The organism is Pseudomonas sp. COR18 (assembly GCF_048568395.1).
Classification (GTDB): domain Bacteria; phylum Pseudomonadota; class Gammaproteobacteria; order Pseudomonadales; family Pseudomonadaceae; genus Aquipseudomonas; species Aquipseudomonas fuscovaginae_B.
In genome coordinates, this window is record NZ_CP183808.1 from 5,074,164 (window position 1) to 5,091,476 (window position 17,313).

The following is a 17,313-nucleotide window of genomic DNA, read 5'->3' on the forward strand; positions in this document are numbered from 1 at the left end:
TGAAGCCCTCTGCCAAGCTGATTTGAACGTCGTACCAACAGGCCGTACGACGAGTGAAATCTCAATCGCGAGGTCAGAAGCATGGCTACTGCAAAAAAGAAAAAAGGACTTTCCTTCCGTATCGGCTTTGTCTTCGGCTGGCTCTCGGCCAGCTACCGCAAACTGGAGGAGCCGGTGCTCCGTTGGATGATGAAGAAGGGCATGCCCGCCACGTTGGCGAGCTTGCTGGGTGGGCTGGTCCGGCTGTCCTTGATTGGTGCTTTCTTATACTTAGCTTTTTGGACCGCAATCGCAGTAATTTCTATTATTTTGGCTAAGGAAATGATTGTTAATGAATCTGACGCGGAGGAAGAAGGGGTTGTAGAGAGCTTTAATGATGATAACCTCTTTCCCGACCCTTACTCCCTTGAAAATATTAACGATCCAGCCTTTCATCGTAATCCGTAACTGGATTATTTTCGATTCTTCTTTAGTGAGTTTCTTATGTTTCTCTCTAGTATGTCCTTACCTTTACCGCCGTGCTGAAGCGGGTTATTCACTCCCTCAGCCACACCTTTGAGAAATTGACCTGTTTGGAGCCCGGCCCAAGTTAACGATGTCATCCAGAAAGAAGGCATGACAAGAAACATTGCTCCCATCACCATACCCAAAAGAAAGTCGGCCTGCTCATTGTTCAACCCCATCAACGGGTTCAGGTTCGCATGAGGCGAGCCGGACCCGTACAAGGCATCGAAGATGGTGCTGTCCATCCAGCGTGCCAACTGGAACCAGAAATCCACGAAGATCAGTGCAAACTGCACTACCGATATCGTGACCAGCGCTTTCAAGTCGTAGCTGCCGAGCACCAGCACCAACGGAATGCAGATCACCAGCGCCATCTTCAAGAAGGCCATGATCATCGGCAGCGCCTGGCGCACCACGTCCATCGCCGGCAGGTTCGTCAGCGTGCCCATGGTCGTTCCCACTGCTCCTGTTACCCTGGCGGCAACGTCAGGTATCGAGGAACCAATCCTGCCGCCGTAGTCGGTATAGACCTTGCCTTGGGTCATCTGCTGATTCCTTGGCGACACCACCTGCCGAATGAGCGCTTCGTCCACCTTGTCCTTGCTGGTAAAGGTGGCCCACTTTGTGAAGCGCTCCAGTAGGGAACTGTCCACTTCGGCAAGGAGTCGGCTTTTCAACCCTATATCTTTGTCATTCCACCACTGCTTACACGTCGGGTAGCCTCCACCGTCGGGCACTTGTGTCAGCCCCGCATCCCGTTTCGGGTCATAGGGCCATGCAGTGCGGGGCGTCTTGGAATGATAGGTGTCGTAGAAGCCCGTGTTCTGCAGGAAATACCGCGAGCCGATCCAGTTGATGTCGTTGGTCTGTTCCTCGGTCAGGTCAGGTTGCTTCATGAACAGCTTGGCGCGGGAGTAGCCGTAGCAGTTGTCGACGAAGTCGGCCACCTCCTGAGCCAGCAGCGGGTTTGTCAGGCGGGTGTTGTTCACTTCCATGCGCATCTGCCGCAGGTCCGTCCCGCAAGGTATGGCGGCCACGGCGGCACCACTGATCGCTTTGGATACTGAATGCACGAAGAACCACCAGATCGGCACCTTGGCACTCTGATTGTTCAGGGTGGTGAAGGACTTTGACCAACCGGTGTTCTGGGGCAGGGGGGCTTGATGCTGACACTGTTCCGAACGACTCTGGTCGAACTTCAGGGTGCTCAGACTCACCGTGATGAAGGGTACCCCGGCGAACATCACCACCGCAGTCGCCAACCACAGGCGATGCTCGATGCTGGCGCTGGCCGCCAGCGCCGCATCAGCACCGCCGCCTTCCTCTCGGCCCCTGAACCATTCCTGCAGAATGATCACCAGGAACGGCAACGCGAAGAAGCCCGAGTCCATCAGCACGTTCCAGATGCCATTGCTGACCAGCCAACCCACCAGGGTTAGGTAGAACTCCAGGTAGTCGTTCGTGTAGAGCGTCATACCAGGCTCTCCCACAGCGCACTGATCCGCACCAGTTCGATCAGCAGGATGCCGAAGACTGCGGTCACTTCAGCCCTTTTCACAGTGTGGAGAAAGACCGGCTGAACCTTGAGCGTCCGGCGGCGAAACCACACCCAGCCCCACGCAGCGAGCCCGAAGAACACGATGCGAGCGATCAGGAAGAGCCAGTAGTTGTGGATCTGCCACTCCTGCCACTGTGCAAAGCGCATGAGGGAAAGCCCGCCGACCGTCACCAGGCTCCCCACGAGCACGCTCAATACAGCGAACACCATGGGCACAAAGACAATCAGCGCCAGCAGCTTGAGGTATCTGCGCGTAGTCAGGTTCATGGCTTCACCGCCTGCACGCGCGAGCACCGAGGAGAGGTGTAGCAATGCTCAGCCGCCAGGCGGAGGCCGAAGAGTTGAGACGATGGATTGAGCACACATGAGTCAGCGCGAAATAGGAAGAGGGCGTAGCTTGACTTGATGCCACCTTTCAATGGTCGCGAGGAAGCAGTGGAGGCCGCAAATGGCGTGTGACGCGGGTGGGGTTGATACATGGCGAGGCTCCTGAGAGAGAAACATCAGATCCTCTTCAGCAGTGCGCGCGATTTCAGCAGGAAAACTGGTTTGCAGGTGCGGCTTTTGGCGAAGTTAAACAGCCTGAGATCATCAAGCGATCGCCAGCTCTGGGAGGCAACTGTACGCAGGTTGGTAAACCGGTTAACAGGCCTTGCGCGCGGCGACCATAACGTGAACAACACACTGTATTGTTTTCGACAAGGTGGCAGATTGCTTCTTCGGCTTAGGTGTTCAGTCCCGGATTGATCTACCGCGCTGAGTCGCTGCGAACTCCTCTGGCGTTTTAAACCTAGCAAGGTGCTTCTGTTGTATGTTGAGCTCATCTCGTCCTACGAGGTCCAACGCCATAAATTCTGACAACCCTTTCTCCCCGCGGCCGTGCGCCCAGAGGAAAAGCTCGAGCCCTGGAATCGATGGTGTTATGAAAAATGAGGAGGTCAATACCTGTATGTGCTCCTTGTTCAGTAAGCTAGGGGTCGCAAATTTCCAGTTATCCTCGATTAGATTTAGCCTACTCAGGCCGGCTAAAGCGTGACCTATGATCCCCATTTCGGCGTCTGATGGCATTGCATCGAACGTACGCTCATAGACTTCGCATGGAACGATCAGATCCAAAGAGAATCGGCCGTCATAATTGTTTAGGTCGACAGACTTTCCTTTGACTAAGCCCCACATTAAGTTGTAGAAGAAATAGTGAAAGCGTAATTGGTAAACTGACATTGACTGGATGATGCCAGAGTAATAAACGCCACGATCGTCCTTTCCGTCCTCCGTTCTTGCGGATGCAAGAACACCGCCAAAATATTCTGCAAAAAGCTCATCTTCTGAGAATCTTCCTTCATCCAGTACGTGTTTGAGTACCCTGGAGTTTACGGTCCCATCCGTATCGAGCTTGCTTCCTGCTTTTTCTTCCGCTTTTGCGAAGATTTTTCCTAGGTTCTCTTGGCTCTTTGCTACGAAGTTTTTCAGTTCGCCGCCAAGATACTCTGCAGTAGGTCCGAGAAGTTTTGAAACTCCGTCCTTGGATAGGTAAGCTGTTACTGCTGCTCCTGCTCCCACTGTTATCGGGTCTACCATTATCCTGTCCTTTCATGATTAGGGCGTGGCTTCGAATGCGGTGTTATAAAGCTCTCGGGCAATACTCAAGCTTTCCATATCTGCAGGTAGCTCGTCGGCTTGGATTGAAGTCTAGCATCTAAATCAGCAGGCGGGCTGTACTCAATTTGTGGAATCCCCCATGGAGTACGTATGTTTTCCCCCATCTACCTTGAACTCCTTCTCCAGCTACTCCAGCCGATTGACTTCCGGGTCCCCTCAGTGATTGATAAGCATCGAGTTGCCGCCTGCGCGGGCTAGGTTCTCCAGGGTGGTGGTCTGGCCGCCGTCGATCAGTGCCCTGAAATTGTCCTATTAATTCGGCCGCGACTATAACCTAGGCTTGGCCCTAGTAGCTGAGCGCCTTGTACGTGTGCTGGATATGAGTCGCCGCATAGTCGAGATGACGCCCTTCAGCTCGATGTGAGCTTACTCGAAAGTGTCCGTGTTAATGGGGTAGAACCCCCTAGAAAGGTGTCCATGGTCAGTAGACCCCTACAGACCGATCAGTACCTCCAAGACGCTTGCATTCGATGTAGGCGTACGAAGTGTCAACTTGGATCTGTGTAGCCGGCAGCGTGAACGCTGTGTGCGTCAGATGGCAAGGGGCGGTAGCCTTGCTTTGCTACAGCGGATTACCGACGAACAAACGTCTACGTCACCACTTTTTTGCATTAGAATTTCGCGCATGGATGCGCAGGTTTTGGCAGGTGATAGGCCCGGCCTCATTGGCCAAATCTGCGGTTAAGGTCTATAGTGACCTTGAGGTCGATAGCTTGTTTTAGGAGCTCGTACATGAAACTCGAAGACCGCATGAGTCGTTCAATCAAGCAGCGTGCAGACTTGGTCGTGTTGCGTTCGGAGTTCTCAGGCATGGGGAGCGATTCGCAAGTCGGTCGTGTTCTGGCCCGGTTTGTTGCCAACGGTATGCTTGTGCGTGTCAGCAAGGGTGCGTTCGCGAAAACTCGCATCAACCAGTACACGGGCAAGCCAACGCCTGCTGGCACGTTGGAAATGATTGTTGCAGAGTTATTCCGCAAGCTGAATATTTCGATCGCACCCAGTACTCTTGTTGCCGAGTACAACAGCGGTAAGTCGACTCAGATCCCTATGGGGACGGTCGTCAATACAGGCCGCCGACGTATTTCCCGTAAAGTGATTGTGGGGAACAACACGGTAGTCTATGAAAACGCTTTCAGAGCAGCTGCGGGTTAGTATTGAAGATGCGTCGACGGCTGGCATTCTGAAAAGCATGCCAGCTGCTGTCGCAGAGAAAGATCAGCACATCACTGATGCCCTTCATGCCCTTTCGCGAATCCAAGTCACGCATGTCGCCAGGCAACTGAATCGGAAAAAGGGCGACCCCAAACCAGCAGAGGTCAATGTTGCTACGCGAATGGTTTTCGCGGGCGGTACCTGTCTTTCGAAGGCCTATGGCCTGATCGAAAGGATGTCTGAGGACATTGACATCAAGATCGAATTGCTCTCCCCACCTGAAGGCTACGCTTTTGCCAAGGATTTGGGGGATCGTGGCCGGCTGAAGATGCTACACGCAGAGGTCGAGAGAGCCTTGTCCGGGCTAGGTTTCCATTGGGTTGCAGAGGATGGCAATCCAACTTGTAGGGACAACAGCCGTTACTATTGTCTGTGGGTATCGTACGACGCACATTTTCAGGATGTGGCAGGTGCGCTGCGCCCGCAACTGAAGATTGAGCTCGTACACCGGCCTCCCATGATCCCTTCGCAAACGCAGAATCTGGGTTACATGCTGGAGAAACTGAGCGGGAGCAACGAGCCTTTTCTGTTCCCCATGGAATGCATCACCGTAGCAGAGACCCTTGCGGAAAAAGTGCTGTCGCTGCTGCGTCGCTGCGCAAGTAGCTGGGGTGGGCGCCAGTCTGGTGCTTTCGACACAGCACTGGTTCGCCATGTATACGATGTGTGGCGTATCGCGACGAGTTATCCCGAAGCGCTCGAGCCTGCCACACGAGTCTTTGCTTCGTCGGTGGCTAAGGATGTCCGTGAGTTCGGAAGGCAGCATCCTGAATTTGAAGCAGATCCATTCGGGGTCTTGCAACAGACCCTTAAGATCGCCGCGACCCATGAGGGTTTAAAAGCAAATTTTGAACAACGGCTCCTGCCGTTGCTTTACGCTCATGAGAGACCTGACTACGACACCTGCTTCGCAGCATTTGCCGATGTCGCACGGCATTTGCTGGATCCTGGTGCAGCGAGCAGTGGAGCTTAGGGCTAAATGCGTGAGCCACTGAATGTCATTGGCTTGAGCCATGGTCGCGTGGTTGCGCTGTCGCTGACTGGCTCATCGCTCGATCGTCAACAAATCGGTGCTGGCACCCTGTTGATAACGGGGCCCCTATGCATTTTGACCATGGTCAGCTAAGCAGGTGAATGGCCACATTTGCCACGTTGCGGGCATCATCGATGCCGCGGTGGTAGGTGCCTTCCCATTCGAGCCCTAGCATCTCCACGGCAGGCTGCAGGCCCATCGCGCGGCATTCGAAAACCTTCCAGTGCCATTTCTTCAAATTGGTGTGAAGCATCCCGTCCAGCATCGGTTTGCAGTGCAAACGTGCGGCATCTTTCTGAAGCTGCTTGTAGTCGTAATCACCCCACGAACACCAGATTGAATTGGGGTAGGCCTCTAGGAAAGCATCAAGCATCTGAGCCACCCTGGCATAGCCAGGAGCAGCATCAACATCGCTTTGCTTGATCGTCGTGAGCTTTCGGCAGAAGTCGGTGAGCACCGGGTGCAGGGTGGGCCGGACAAAGCTTTGAAAGTGGTCGACCACCTGGAGCGATGACAGGTCGATCACTGCCAAGCCAATCTCAATCGTTTCCATCGCCTCACGATGCACGATCAACTGGCGGGGCGGTTCTCCCGGTTTGGCCTCCTCATCGCACGTAGCCTCAAGGTCGACGCACAGTAGGTAATGATAAGGGTGTAAAACCTCCCTTAGCGCTCCTAAATGCTGGGGCTTACGAACAGGTACCATGCGTAGCTCTAATTTGGGGATTGATGAAAAGTAGCCAACGCCTTGTTGGCCGTCGGGAAAATTATCTGATGCCAATGCGCATTGTCCACCGGATGGCTCATCCTGATAGTGCTGCATAGGTGAGCGTATATCCTGGGCAGACTGACAACGTTTCGCTCCGCCACGGCTCAGCAGGGTAGCCGCAGACTTATCGTACAGACGATGTCGGCAAACCTGATGCACCGTATCAGCCCGTCGCTATCGCCCTAGCGCTCATTGCACGTGAAAATAACGAACAGTGCGACTCTAATTCAGGCTAATGGAGCCTTGTCCCAGCATGCGCCTGGAGAAACGGCTCCTCCCGCCGATACATTCACGTCCAGATCCCCCGAGCCACTGATCTTCATGAACCTCTCCGATGCTGTCCTGATTCTGCTACTGGCCGCCCGTATCCACGGAACGGACGAAGCCGTGCGGGCCTCAGCCAAGAGCTGCGTGAAGAAGCTGCCCCGGTCCAAACGCGACCCGATCTACAACGTGATCAACAGCCGCAGTCCCATGGAACTGATCGCTTTCCTGGCCGAAAACCTCGAGGATTGAAAACGCCTGCATGAACACCGGCTGCCGGGCGCACGTCCGGTCCTTCATGCAGCTTGATGTCAGGTGCCAGGCGCTCGAAGGGAGTCGCTACTCTAGGGGCAAATTGAGCATTTCAAGGACAGGCGAGTAGGGTGGGGCACACTACCTGCAAAAACGAGATTTCTGGAATGAGTGATACCTACACGGCCTACGAACATGCCAATCGCAATCAGGCCGAGATCGAAAGCAGCAGCACCTGCGCCTGCTATGGCTGCTACGCCAGCTTCGCCGCCTCCGAAGTCACTCGGTTCACCCACACAACGGCCTGGTGTCCCCGCTGTGAGGCCTGGGCCACGGTGATGGGTGATGCCTCGGGACTGCCTCTGGAACGAGACTTCCTTGAGGCCGTGCACGATCACTGGATCGGCTCCCAGGAGTGGCTGGACGAACAGGCTGAGCGGACTCATCTGATCGCGAAAGCGCTCTATGAGAAACCGGACAGTCCTCCTGCCGCGCCTGCGAAAACCCGGCCATGGTGGCGGTTTTGGTAGATATCTTCGAAGGCAAAAATCGGATACCCGATTGCCGGTCCATCCTGGAAGTTATCCGTCTGATCAAGTGTGAAGGCCCTGTGTGGGCATCACGCTACGTCACTCTTCGGTTTCCCAGTCCAGTTGATGCCTGGGTTCTGGTGTACCCGCTCTGGGAAAACAGTGCCCCGTATTTTGACGTCATGTACATCCAGGACATGCCACCTGAGAAGGCGCTGGCTGCACTGCTCGGGAGGTACCCCAAGTGCTCTGTTTTAGACTGGTCACCTGGCCGACTGGCCTGTATTGAGGCCCTTGATGCAAGCGTAGAGACGTTCGCGCAGATCATTCAGGACGTCGTTGAAACGATCAGCGGCGAGCGCATTACAGGCCTCGAAGCTTTCTACGAACACGCCAGCAGAGCGTGAGCTGCTCACTTGCATACTCGATGGCGCTGACCCGTCTCTGATCGGCGATACCCTTCATGTTCAAGCCGTTCACCTTACACGGATAGCGGGGACGTTATTGGGATGCTGGCACCGCTTTGGCTGGACGCCCGCGCGCAACGGGCTTGGCCGACACGCTCTTGCCGTATTCATTCCACCTGGCGGCCAGCGCCTGCATCGTGGGGCCCAGGCCGCGGGCCTTGGTCGTGATCTCGTACTCTACACGGGGTGGCACTTGCGCAAACACAGTGCGAGACACCAATCCGTCCGCCTCCAGCTCGCGCAGTTGCGCCGTCAGCATATGCTGGGTGATGCCAGGTATGGCCTTTCTCAGCTCCCCGAAGCGATAGATTCGCTGGTTGAGCAGCCACATGATCTCCAGTTTCCACTTGCCCGACAGTAACGCGAAAGCACGACGCATTTCCTCGTGCATGTTGACCCCATCGGCTTCATTAGTCTGGTTTTCCATACTACGTGGCGCACATGCCCAAGCTGGATCGAGAAACGGCACTGCGTAACCTGGCCATTGCCTTCGAACATTACAACGAGCAGCATCCGCACAGCGCTTTGAACTATCGCTCACCGAGAGAGTTCAGGCGCTTGGCGGCAGCATCAATTTAACGGAGAGATGGTGTCCGGTTTGGTAGGGGCAAGTCCAGTCATACTCTCCTAGACTACTTAGTCGGTACACCTCTCGAACCTTTTTCACGCGTTCAAGGAGAGGGACGACTACACACCAATGTCATGAGCCTGTGGTGGCGCAGGCGCTTACCTGGATTGATGATGCTGCAATTGCTCGATACAGTCGGTACTCCAAGGGGGCCGTTAGGCGGGGCGTTGACACTGAACAAGTACCGGGAGGTTTAAGGTACCTCCCAGTCTCCGGCGGCGAGTTTTCTATTGAATCTCGTTCATTGATTGTAAGTAATCTGCTGCCTCGGCTGGAGTGAGAGTCGAGGCTATTCGGCCCTTGTCCATCAGCAGGATTCGATCGGCTGACAAGACGGTTTCAGGGCGGTGTGCAATGAAAATCCGAGTCATATTTAATGACCTGATCGACTGATTGACCGCTCTTTCATTCGCGACATCCAGATGGCTGGTCGCTTCATCGAGCAGCAGTATCCGGGGCTTTTTGTAAAAAGCACGAGCCAGCATAAGTCGTTGTTTTTGACCCCCAGAGAGCACCGTGCCCATGTCACCTACCAACGTGTAGTAGCCCATGGGCATTGCGTCGATCTCTTTCGAGATGTTGGCCAATTCTGCACAACGCATGACCCACTCAAAATCGACTTGGTTGTCAAAGCCAGCAATATTTTCAACGATCGAACCTGCAAATAAAATGTCGTCTTGTAGAACGACCCCCACCAGTGACCGTAGATTCTCGTTTCCTAGAGTTTTGGCCTCTTCTCCTCCTATCAGGATTCGGCCCTTGGCACCTTCATAAATTCCGAGGATCACATTAAAAAGAGTGGATTTACCGCAGCCAGAAGGGCCAATGAGTGCCACTGACTCACCTTCTTCTACATGAAGATCAAGGCCGTCAATGACATTTCTTTCAAACAGGGAGTATTGGAAATAGACCTCTTGACACTCGAGGCTAGCTGGCAATGAGAGAAGAGGTCGACATGTTGGCTCGCTCTTGGTCTCGGGCTGAGTAAGTACAATGTCACTCAGGCGATCGGCTTGAATCTGAATATTTTGGATAACGAAGATGTTGTCGATCAGCGTAGCGATTCGAGTTTCAAAGAGAACTTTGTAGCCTAAGAACGCTACCAGTGCTCCTAACGAATATTCCTGATCGATGACCAATAGTGCGCCTAGCCAAATGACGATAATGCTCTGGATATCAAATGTGAATGTTCGTACAAATTTGAGAGTGACTTCAATTTTTTGTGTTGCGATTTTTGCGTTGGTCTGGTTGATGAATAGCACCATCCAAGATAGACGGCGATCATCCTGCTGGCCATACAGTTTTATTTGTCTTACGCCTCGTAATGTTTCTAAGAGGTAGGAACTCTGTTTGGCGCCTTGAATTATTTCGTCGCGAGTGGCTTCGATAATGCGGCTGTTTAAAATCCAGCGAAATAAAAAGTACAACGCTGCGCTGAGTAAAACAATGCTGCCTAGCATCGGTTGATAGGTTATCAGGATGATGATAATGAGACCGGAAAATAGACCGTCCAGTAAGGACTCGGCAAATGAGGTCGTGATCATCCGTTGAATTGCTTCAATTGAGCCGAAGCGAGACATGACGTCGCCGACGTGCCTTTTTTCAAAGAACTCCAAGGGAAGTGAAAGAAGATGCCCGAGGACATTGTCTTTCCATTGAACATTTAGGCTTGTACCCAGATACATCAAAAACCAGCCGCGTACAGCAATTGTGAGGTTCTTGAAGATGTATATACCAGCGAAGCCTGCAGCCAGTACTGCAAAGATGTATCGATCATTCGCACTAACCGCGCTATCGATTACCAATTGTATATAGTATGGTGCTATCGCCGTTAAGATCTCGACGACCAAGGCCAACAAGAGGACGACTCCGATTGCCCGTTTGTGTCGTCTGAGCCGGCCAGCGATTTGCCAAAGCGGTAGACGCTTCTGAGGTTTGGTCTGGGCAAACTCCTCACTAGGCCAGACTTCGATGGCGACACCTGTGAATGATCGGGACAGGTGTTCTAAAGGGATTCGACGCTCGCCATGTGCAGGGTCGACAATCCATGCATGTTCCTGGTCGATAGCGGTCAGAATGACAAAGTGGTTGAAGTTCCAGTGCAGAATGCAGGGCAATCTGACCTGTTGCAACCCAGCTAGGTTTGTTCGAACAGGGCGGCTGGACAAGCCATTGTGTTTGCATACTCGCAGCAGAGAGCCTAAAGCCATGCCTTTGAGAGAAACAGGGAATCTCAAGCGAAGCTCTCGCAGGCTCACGCGGTGGCCGTGAAAGTTTGCCAGCATTGCTACGCAAGCAAGTCCGCACTCGGTGGACTCTGTCTGGAGAATCGTTGGGAAGCGCGAGGTAAATAGCTTCTCAAGGTAGGGTTTGTTATTCATTATGAAATTGCCTGGATCTTTCAGAAATGGCGAAAAACGGTCGCAGCATCCATTCGTAGATTTTTCGGTGCTCTAGCATGATGTCAGCGTCCAAAAGAAGCCCAGGTTTCAATCGATAAACTTTTCCTGCGTTTTTCACAAACGAGGACTCGAGCTCAACCTTAACTAGATACATGGGTTCAGTTGCTGAGGAACCTGTTGTCATGGAAATGTCAGTGGGTGCCAATGAGGTTTCAGATATCGAGTAAATCCTGCCTTTACCTTGTCCGAATTGCTGATAGGGGAATGCAGAATAGCGCAGGTAGGTAACATCGCCCTTATTGATGAATCCAATAGCTGATGCCGGTACAAGTAACCGTGCTTCGAGCTCAGACGTGGAGGGCATAAGGAATGTAACAGGTTTCGTGTTATCGTAATACGAACCGTTGACTCCCTGGATCGCAGTCACTGTACCTGATTGTGGCGCCTTAATTACCATTCCTTTTTCGTATTCAACGGCCAGGATCTGCTCTTCCAGTGTTAAAAGTTCAGCTTTCAGTGTTAGTGTGGTCTTGTTAAGGTCGGATGCAGATTTTTTGCGCTCTAGCTCGAGTGCTGCGATGTCGCGATGTAATGATTCAAGTTGCCGCTCCCGCTCATTGAGGTCGATTTTGCTATTGAGCGCAGATATGGTTTTTTCGATGATCGCATCGTCTGAGATAGCGTCTTGTGTACGAGCTTCTTCGTACTTTTTCAGGCTTTCTGATAAAAGAGAGTTCTTTCTTTTGATTTCTAATATTTGTGTTGCAATGAGCTTGGCCTCACTGCGCTGGGATAGGATTTTTTGGTCAAGGCTTGATTGATTGTCTTTAAATACCTGCTCTTCGCTATCTAACTGCGCAAGGACTAGATTTTTTTGTTCGTGTAGTAGTTTTATCTTTTCGCTTGAGGTGCCGCGGCTGCCCGCACCAAATACCTCTGTTGATACTAGAAACAACGGCGCGTCTTTTTCGACTCGTTGTTCCTCTTTTACGTAGTATTCTTTAATAATACCTGCTTTAGGTAGGTAGACGGGTAAAGCACCATGTGTGGCGAGCAACTCTCCATGGACGGAGACCCTCTTTGTGTAAGAACCAAAGAGGAGTGTACCTACCAAGAGGATGAATGCTGTGACGATCAATATGATGACGAGGCGGTAGGATGACGGCAAATACAGGAGTACGTCGCCATGCACTGGTCGGGAGGCGTTCCTTGCATTCAACGCTTCTTTTCTGAAAAGTTCTTTATTTTGCATATTCCAATGAGCGCTACGCGGGCCATCGGCCAAAGAAGGTGTCTAGATTCATGGAGAGCAGGGCGCCTCCAGGAATGAGATCATCGATTTGATTTGCGTGGAATGAAAGGACCTCAATGAAACTTTCACGCATACGGCGGTGGACCGTTTCGTGATCCATTGCGCATTGTGCCACTTCGATTAGGCATTCAATTGCAGTTTGCCGCATGGCCTGTGCTGGTGCTGAACAGCTGTCTAACAGGCGCCATTGATGTAATGCTCGGTGAAACAGCACATGCTCAAATGGGTGATCGCTGGAGGCCAGTCGTTTGGCAATACGACAATGAGGGATCGCAAATAGCTGAGTTAAGCTTGCGCTGCCATTAGAATGGGTCAGTTTCCAAAGCCTGCAGCGCACTGTCTCGTATACCAGACTAGTAAACTCAAGCTCCAAAATAATACAAGCGAGTTGATAGATGGATGGGATTGTGTGCAAGGTGCTGGTAGCTTGATGCGTCGAGCTTTGCAGGGCGTCCTGGCATAATTCAAGAAATTTTATGATCGTGGCAGGGGAGGCGGCGCATGCCTCTTTTAAGCCCAGGAGGTGACCGTGGCTGTCGGCGTATTCATAGAGTTCCTGTGGTGTCATGTATACGCCGGCCAGCGATCCGCCGGATTCAAGCATCAACAGATCTAGCATATTTACCAGGCCGTGAAAGAACCTTGATGCGATCGCATGGACCGTAGGAACCTGGTAGCCGGATCCGAGTAGCTCATTGCAAAAATGCAGGCTAGGGGATTTGTAGCCTATATAGGAAAGTGCATAGAGCTGAGCAAGGTCATACTGGGTGCTTCCTTGGAAAGTCTCTTTCTTGAGAGTGCTCCCTATGTTGTAGATAAAGCTTGAGACTTCTTCCTTGTGCCGTGAAAGTGACTTGAGTGACTCTGTATTCATGCGCTTTTGGCTCATGCTTCGAGAGTCAGCATAAGGACATGCTTCAAAAGCGCCTTGTGGGAGAGGATGGCGCATCGATCGCCCTTCCAATACAGGACGTTGCTCTTCGTCTAGGCAGTCAGGCGGGCAGAATAAGAGAAATATCTTGTTCTGCTTCATGAGCAAGGCATCAAATGGGTAAGGTAACTGATAGGTCATTATCGGTTCTTTCGCAGGGCGTCCATGATCGACCGGGGAAGCAATAAGCGACCCCGGATGCATTCGTTGGGTGCTTCGACCATCATGGGGGCTACAGGATCTCAACGACTCCATGGGTAGCAAGCTGATGCAGGAGTTCAGCGATGTGTCCCGCTGGTTGTCCAGGCAAGCTTGCCTCGACCTCTGCAACCGTCAACACCTGACGTTCGATCAACAAATTTTTCAGCTCAGCCAGATCGTCCTTGAATGTGAACTTCCCGCTGCTGGTGACAAGGTAGTCATCTGCAAGGTCGGTACGTAGAGCGTTGAATCGCAGCTTAGTGTTTGGCGTAAGCTTGGTAACGTGAGCATCGCCGAGCGTCTGCAGATTCAGCCGGGTCTCAAGAACCTGGTCGCGGGTATGTGACTCGATGAATGCTTCGTAACGGGAGCGGTCATTCATCAGCTCGCTGATATGATTGCTCAGTGCCTTGATGATATCTCGGTCCTGCTCATGGTTTTCCAAGGCAGTTCGAGCGAGGATCGAATCTGGCAACTGCTTGAAAATCCAGCGTACGTAGTCGACCGCAAAGGCTGGAAACGTGCCAATCGCCAGGTGGACCGTGGGCTCGTCCAGCGGCGTGACGTTATGCCACCAGCCCCGAGGGATATAGAAAACGTCCCCCTCTTCGAGGATGAAGTCTAGATAGGGCTCGTCAGGGCAGGGAAACTCCTGCTCAAGGTACTTGCTTTGGTGCATGTAGAGCGGTGCGGGGTAGGAAGGGCGATGAACGACCCAGCGTTTACGACCTTTCAGTTGGACAGCGAACACATCGCGTGAATCCCAATGCGCTCGATATGAGTCTGTTTTGCCAAAGGCGATGTAAGCAGAGGTGACGGTCTGTCTTGCGGTGAACTGTGCAATGTCTTTTGCCAAGTCATTGAAAACAGGCTCGTCATAGATATGGTTGGCGACAAGCGTTCCACCGTCGCGTAGGTATCCATACAGCGCTGACTTATTGAGTCTTCTGCGTACATCACCTACATGGAAGAACGTGTCAACGTACTTTTCTTTTGCGATATTTCCACTTGGGAATGAAACCCGAAAATTTTCAGATTGAGGGTCGCACCGTGAGATAATGTCGTTGATATCATTCCAGCTGATATTGGTGTTGCGCAGACCGCCTTTTATTATAAGTGGTAGGCTTTCTTGGTATTCTTTTTTGAAGCTTTCAGGGCTAATCTTGAAGTCGATAGTCATTTTCGGTTGCTATCTTGGCTGTTTGAATGCTGGGCAACATTGGGTAAAGCAACTCGATACGCCATGCGTCACGGCTTGTAAGGAGTGCCTATCAAGAAGGGGTAACCTTGTAACCACCTGGTTTGAGTAAGGGAGCGCCCTTTGATTTTTTGCTGCGGTAGAGGCTGACTACCTTTGAGGCAGCCAGCCCAACCTACTAAGCGTAGGCGGTGCCGCAGTAAGAACCGCCTGACTTCGCTGCGCCGGAAATGAGCAGAATTTCTTCTGAGGTCAATTCACGAGCGAAGGCATCAAGAACATCGCCATAGGTTGCATGGCTGCTGCCCAGTCGGTCCAGGTTTACAGAGTTGCTTGCAGGTTCAATAACGAGCTTGGAAGTAGCCATAGGGCTTTGAGACATTTGTCGGTTCTCCTTTCCATTGGTAACGACAAAAAATGCTTTTTTGCATGTTGTATCAGCTGAGGCTTGGCCCATCCATTCCGGTCAACACTGCGTGCACTGCTTAAGTGTGCAGTGCCGCCGAACTGTTTACAGGTGTCATTTTTCAGCCGTCGCGGATGCTATGAAATTTCCGGTGAAACTGCAAGAGTTGCGTGTGTGTAGTCCATGAAGATCCCCACTAGCGCAGATGAGGTCGACTCTGCTAAACCGATTGAGGGTGATTCCCTCGTTGACGCTGGCTTGTTTTTATTGTAGTAATGTCGTCTAGGTTCAACCATCTAGCAAATGGATATTGCATGAGTCTCAACTCAAATGGCGCTTTTCATGGGCGGCATGCTCTCGCCGAAATGTTCAATGTTTCCTCGGCCATTCTCGATGATGTAGATTTCCTGAGCGACCTGATTCGTTCGGCCTCGCTTGCTGCGGGGGCTACGGTGTGTGACGTCATACACAAAAAATTCGAGCCGCAAGGTGTTACCGTCCTGGCCATGTTAGAGGAGTCGCACGCTTCATTTCATACTTACCCTGAGTTTGGGTCTCTTTTTATTGATATTTTTACATGTGGTGAAAAGTGCGATCCTGAGAAGGCCGTCGACCTGATACGTGAGCGACTCGGCTGTGCGACATATTCGTATAATTTGATCTTGCGTTCCTTGGCTCGGCCCGAGCTCTCTAGGTCTCCGTTGCAAGAGCAGGGTTCTACTTTCAGTGCTGCGGGATAGTCGTGGTTGATATTTTTGTCGACTATTTATTCCGTTGAATTAGTGCTGAGAGCTTCCTCTGCGAGTATATGTTGTACCCCTGTGGTGTGAATGAGTTTAAATATAATTATGGCAAGTAAGCGGTTTGTAGTTGGCCTTCCTAACGAGGTCATGCATGGAGAAAAGCGCGTTATTCTGCTGCCAGAAGCAGTCTCGCGACTGTCAAGTGATGCGTTTGATGTACGGGTCGAGTATGGTTATGGCAGTCAGCTCGGCCTTTCCGATGATGACTACACGCGTGCAGGGGCAATTCTTTGTAGACAGGCTGAGGCGTGGCAACAGGCTGATATCGTTCTCAAATATAAGGCGCCTGTCTCTGAGGAGTTCAGGTTTTTCAGGCCTGGATTAACTGTCGCGGCGCTTATGCATGCTGAGGGTGACCCTGAGCTGACCGAGGCCCTTGTAAAGGCCAAGATGTCGGCGTATGCATACGAATTTTTCGAGGACGATGACGGCCGTTTTCCTTTGGGAGTAGCCAATGGCACCATCGCTGGGGTGCAGGCCGCACTTTATGGTGTTCATTATATGCAGAGCCACTTGGGAGGCTTGGGAAAACTGCCGTTGCCGAAGTGGTGTGGAGCTGACCCCGTTAAATGTGTTGTTATTGGCTCTGGAAATGTTGGGCGAGCGGCCGCTGAAACGCTAATTGGCGTGGGCGCGTGCGTGACGATGCTGTGTTCGAGCGAAATATCATCTGCCCAGACCAAAGCGTATTTTGATGGGCTCGGAAAGAATATAAACGTGCAGGTCAATAGTCTTGATGTGCTTACGCGATTGGCTCCAACGACCGACATTCTTATCGGCGCTATTCTGATATCGACCTTTGATACTCCTGCCATGGTATCTGCTGAAATCATTCGATCGATGCAGCCTGGCTCCGTAGTCGTGGATGCTACAGCGGGCTATGGTGGAGGCTACATGCCGACCTTCGATAAAATGACAAGCCTGGCTGAGCCGGTGATGGTGAGGTATGGCGTGTTGCATTGCAAGATTGACAACCTGCCGGCTGCAGTCCCGCTTTCTGCTGTCCAAGTGGCGAACAAGATTTATGCGCCTCATATCCATAGATTGGTGGAAGGAATGCGTAGTGGGCAGCCACAATCGATCTATACCAAGGGACTGATCGTTAACCAAGGTGTTATCGTTCATTCTGAGTTAAGTAGGCATGTAGTGAATTGGGGACGCTTTGGTTGATATTCATTTCTGTC

Annotated in this window: 18 protein-coding genes and 1 pseudogene; 9 read left to right on the forward strand and 10 right to left on the reverse strand. The window is 52.0% G+C overall.

Going from position 1 to position 17,313, the window contains the following annotated elements; genetic code table 11:
- The first annotated feature begins 81 nt into the window (after nt 1–81).
- On the forward strand, nt 82–447 hold the full coding sequence (locus ACM62G_RS23365) for a DUF3742 family protein (RefSeq protein WP_419735668.1): 366 nt from the start codon (nt 82–84) through the stop codon (nt 445–447).
- Between the two features lie 5 nt (nt 448–452).
- Here the strand turns inward: ACM62G_RS23365 and ACM62G_RS23370 are convergent, their stop codons facing one another.
- The 3 genes from ACM62G_RS23370 to ACM62G_RS23380 form a co-directional block, all read right to left on the reverse strand.
- Entirely contained in the window at nt 453–1,979 is a 1,527-nt protein-coding gene (locus ACM62G_RS23370; RefSeq protein WP_419735669.1) for a conjugal transfer protein TraG N-terminal domain-containing protein, read from the reverse strand.
- Nucleotides 1,976–2,329, reverse strand: a complete 354-nt coding sequence (locus ACM62G_RS23375) for a hypothetical protein (RefSeq protein ID WP_419735670.1) — start codon at nt 2,327–2,329, stop codon at nt 1,976–1,978. Before ACM62G_RS23375 ends, ACM62G_RS23370 begins: the two co-directional genes overlap by 4 nt.
- 465 nt (nt 2,330–2,794) lie before the next feature.
- Nucleotides 2,795–3,640, reverse strand: coding sequence for a hypothetical protein (locus tag ACM62G_RS23380; RefSeq protein ID WP_419735671.1), 846 nt, complete (start codon nt 3,638–3,640; stop codon nt 2,795–2,797).
- Nucleotides 3,641–4,453: 813 nt separating this feature from the next.
- Here ACM62G_RS23380 and ACM62G_RS23385 point away from each other — a divergent pair.
- Complete coding sequence (locus tag ACM62G_RS23385) at nt 4,454–4,873, forward strand: DUF6088 family protein (protein WP_419735672.1); 420 nt, start codon at nt 4,454–4,456, stop codon at nt 4,871–4,873.
- Nucleotides 4,842–5,906, forward strand: coding sequence for a nucleotidyl transferase AbiEii/AbiGii toxin family protein (locus ACM62G_RS23390; protein ID WP_419735673.1), 1,065 nt, complete (start codon nt 4,842–4,844; stop codon nt 5,904–5,906). Before ACM62G_RS23385 ends, ACM62G_RS23390 begins: the two co-directional genes overlap by 32 nt.
- A 145-nt stretch (nt 5,907–6,051) precedes the next feature.
- On the opposite strand, the gene ACM62G_RS23395 is transcribed toward ACM62G_RS23390, so the two are convergent.
- A complete protein-coding gene (locus ACM62G_RS23395; protein ID WP_419737551.1) occupies nt 6,052–6,672 on the reverse strand; it encodes an exonuclease domain-containing protein in 621 nt (206 codons plus the stop codon).
- Between the two features lie 384 nt (nt 6,673–7,056).
- On the opposite strand from ACM62G_RS23395, the gene ACM62G_RS23400 reads away from it, so the two are divergent.
- From ACM62G_RS23400 to ACM62G_RS23410, 3 genes are all read left to right on the forward strand, one after another.
- Nucleotides 7,057–7,251, forward strand: a complete 195-nt coding sequence (locus ACM62G_RS23400) for a hypothetical protein (RefSeq protein WP_416769541.1) — start codon at nt 7,057–7,059, stop codon at nt 7,249–7,251.
- 167 nt (nt 7,252–7,418) lie between these two features.
- Complete coding sequence (locus ACM62G_RS23405) at nt 7,419–7,781, forward strand: hypothetical protein (RefSeq protein ID WP_419735674.1); 363 nt, start codon at nt 7,419–7,421, stop codon at nt 7,779–7,781.
- The gene (locus ACM62G_RS23410) at nt 7,775–8,188 is read left to right on the forward strand and encodes a hypothetical protein (protein ID WP_419735675.1); all 414 of its coding nucleotides are present in this window, start codon (nt 7,775–7,777) and stop codon (nt 8,186–8,188) included. The genes ACM62G_RS23405 and ACM62G_RS23410 overlap by 7 nt, the downstream gene beginning before the upstream one ends.
- A gap of 94 nt (nt 8,189–8,282) precedes the next feature.
- Here the strand turns inward: ACM62G_RS23410 and ACM62G_RS23415 are convergent, their stop codons facing one another.
- On the reverse strand, nt 8,283–8,675 hold the full coding sequence (locus tag ACM62G_RS23415) for a winged helix-turn-helix transcriptional regulator (RefSeq protein WP_419735676.1): 393 nt from the start codon (nt 8,673–8,675) through the stop codon (nt 8,283–8,285).
- Nucleotides 8,676–8,677: 2 nt separating this feature from the next.
- On the opposite strand from ACM62G_RS23415, the pseudogene ACM62G_RS23420 reads away from it, so the two are divergent.
- Nucleotides 8,678–8,827 (forward strand): annotated as a pseudogene (locus ACM62G_RS23420) (integrase core domain-containing protein); the annotation flags it as partial.
- 276 nt (nt 8,828–9,103) lie between these two features.
- Here ACM62G_RS23420 and ACM62G_RS23425 read toward each other — a convergent pair.
- The 5 genes from ACM62G_RS23425 to ACM62G_RS23445 form a co-directional block, all read right to left on the reverse strand.
- On the reverse strand, nt 9,104–11,257 hold the full coding sequence (locus ACM62G_RS23425; RefSeq protein WP_419735677.1) for a peptidase domain-containing ABC transporter: 2,154 nt from the start codon (nt 11,255–11,257) through the stop codon (nt 9,104–9,106).
- Nucleotides 11,250–12,530, reverse strand: coding sequence for an HlyD family secretion protein (locus ACM62G_RS23430; RefSeq protein ID WP_419735678.1), 1,281 nt, complete (start codon nt 12,528–12,530; stop codon nt 11,250–11,252). Before ACM62G_RS23430 ends, ACM62G_RS23425 begins: the two co-directional genes overlap by 8 nt.
- 13 nt (nt 12,531–12,543) lie before the next feature.
- Nucleotides 12,544–13,662 (reverse strand): hypothetical protein, encoded by a 1,119-nt coding sequence (locus ACM62G_RS23435; RefSeq protein WP_419735679.1) that lies wholly within the window; start codon nt 13,660–13,662, stop codon nt 12,544–12,546.
- 91 nt (nt 13,663–13,753) lie between these two features.
- Nucleotides 13,754–14,902, reverse strand: a complete 1,149-nt coding sequence (locus tag ACM62G_RS23440; RefSeq protein WP_419735680.1) for a JmjC domain-containing protein — start codon at nt 14,900–14,902, stop codon at nt 13,754–13,756.
- A 196-nt stretch (nt 14,903–15,098) separates the two neighbouring features.
- Nucleotides 15,099–15,302, reverse strand: a complete 204-nt coding sequence (locus ACM62G_RS23445; protein ID WP_419735681.1) for a hypothetical protein — start codon at nt 15,300–15,302, stop codon at nt 15,099–15,101.
- A 338-nt stretch (nt 15,303–15,640) separates the two neighbouring features.
- Here ACM62G_RS23445 and speD point away from each other — a divergent pair, with 338 nt between their 5' ends.
- Both speD and ACM62G_RS23455 read left to right on the forward strand, forming a co-directional pair.
- The gene (gene speD, locus ACM62G_RS23450; RefSeq protein ID WP_419735682.1) at nt 15,641–16,066 is read left to right on the forward strand and encodes an adenosylmethionine decarboxylase; all 426 of its coding nucleotides are present in this window, start codon (nt 15,641–15,643) and stop codon (nt 16,064–16,066) included.
- Nucleotides 16,067–16,156: 90 nt separating this feature from the next.
- Nucleotides 16,157–17,299: a hypothetical protein gene (locus ACM62G_RS23455; RefSeq protein ID WP_419735683.1), complete on the forward strand. Its 1,143-nt coding sequence runs from the start codon at nt 16,157–16,159 to the stop codon at nt 17,297–17,299.
- The last annotated feature ends 14 nt before the right edge of the window (nt 17,300–17,313 follow it).

What these genes read in the sequence shown, in the direction of transcription:
- ACM62G_RS23365 (WP_419735668.1), top strand. Translation starts at nt 82, where the DNA reads ATGGCTACTGCAAAAAAGAAAAAAGGACTTTCCTTCCGTATCGGCTTT.
- ACM62G_RS23370 (WP_419735669.1), bottom strand. Translation starts at nt 1,979, where the DNA reads ATGACGCTCTACACGAACGACTACCTGGAGTTCTACCTAACCCTGGTG.
- ACM62G_RS23375 (WP_419735670.1), bottom strand. Translation starts at nt 2,329, where the DNA reads ATGAACCTGACTACGCGCAGATACCTCAAGCTGCTGGCGCTGATTGTC.
- ACM62G_RS23380 (WP_419735671.1), bottom strand. Translation starts at nt 3,640, where the DNA reads ATGGTAGACCCGATAACAGTGGGAGCAGGAGCAGCAGTAACAGCTTAC.
- ACM62G_RS23385 (WP_419735672.1), top strand. Translation starts at nt 4,454, where the DNA reads ATGAAACTCGAAGACCGCATGAGTCGTTCAATCAAGCAGCGTGCAGAC.
- ACM62G_RS23390 (WP_419735673.1), top strand. Translation starts at nt 4,842, where the DNA reads ATGAAAACGCTTTCAGAGCAGCTGCGGGTTAGTATTGAAGATGCGTCG.
- ACM62G_RS23395 (WP_419737551.1), bottom strand. Translation starts at nt 6,672, where the DNA reads ATGGTACCTGTTCGTAAGCCCCAGCATTTAGGAGCGCTAAGGGAGGTT.
- ACM62G_RS23400 (WP_416769541.1), top strand. Translation starts at nt 7,057, where the DNA reads ATGAACCTCTCCGATGCTGTCCTGATTCTGCTACTGGCCGCCCGTATC.
- ACM62G_RS23405 (WP_419735674.1), top strand. Translation starts at nt 7,419, where the DNA reads ATGAGTGATACCTACACGGCCTACGAACATGCCAATCGCAATCAGGCC.
- ACM62G_RS23415 (WP_419735676.1), bottom strand. Translation starts at nt 8,675, where the DNA reads ATGGAAAACCAGACTAATGAAGCCGATGGGGTCAACATGCACGAGGAA.
- ACM62G_RS23425 (WP_419735677.1), bottom strand. Translation starts at nt 11,257, where the DNA reads ATGAATAACAAACCCTACCTTGAGAAGCTATTTACCTCGCGCTTCCCA.
- ACM62G_RS23430 (WP_419735678.1), bottom strand. Translation starts at nt 12,530, where the DNA reads ATGCAAAATAAAGAACTTTTCAGAAAAGAAGCGTTGAATGCAAGGAAC.
- ACM62G_RS23435 (WP_419735679.1), bottom strand. Translation starts at nt 13,662, where the DNA reads ATGACCTATCAGTTACCTTACCCATTTGATGCCTTGCTCATGAAGCAG.
- ACM62G_RS23440 (WP_419735680.1), bottom strand. Translation starts at nt 14,902, where the DNA reads ATGACTATCGACTTCAAGATTAGCCCTGAAAGCTTCAAAAAAGAATAC.
- ACM62G_RS23445 (WP_419735681.1), bottom strand. Translation starts at nt 15,302, where the DNA reads ATGTCTCAAAGCCCTATGGCTACTTCCAAGCTCGTTATTGAACCTGCA.
- speD (WP_419735682.1), top strand. Translation starts at nt 15,641, where the DNA reads ATGAGTCTCAACTCAAATGGCGCTTTTCATGGGCGGCATGCTCTCGCC.
- ACM62G_RS23455 (WP_419735683.1), top strand. Translation starts at nt 16,157, where the DNA reads ATGAGTTTAAATATAATTATGGCAAGTAAGCGGTTTGTAGTTGGCCTT.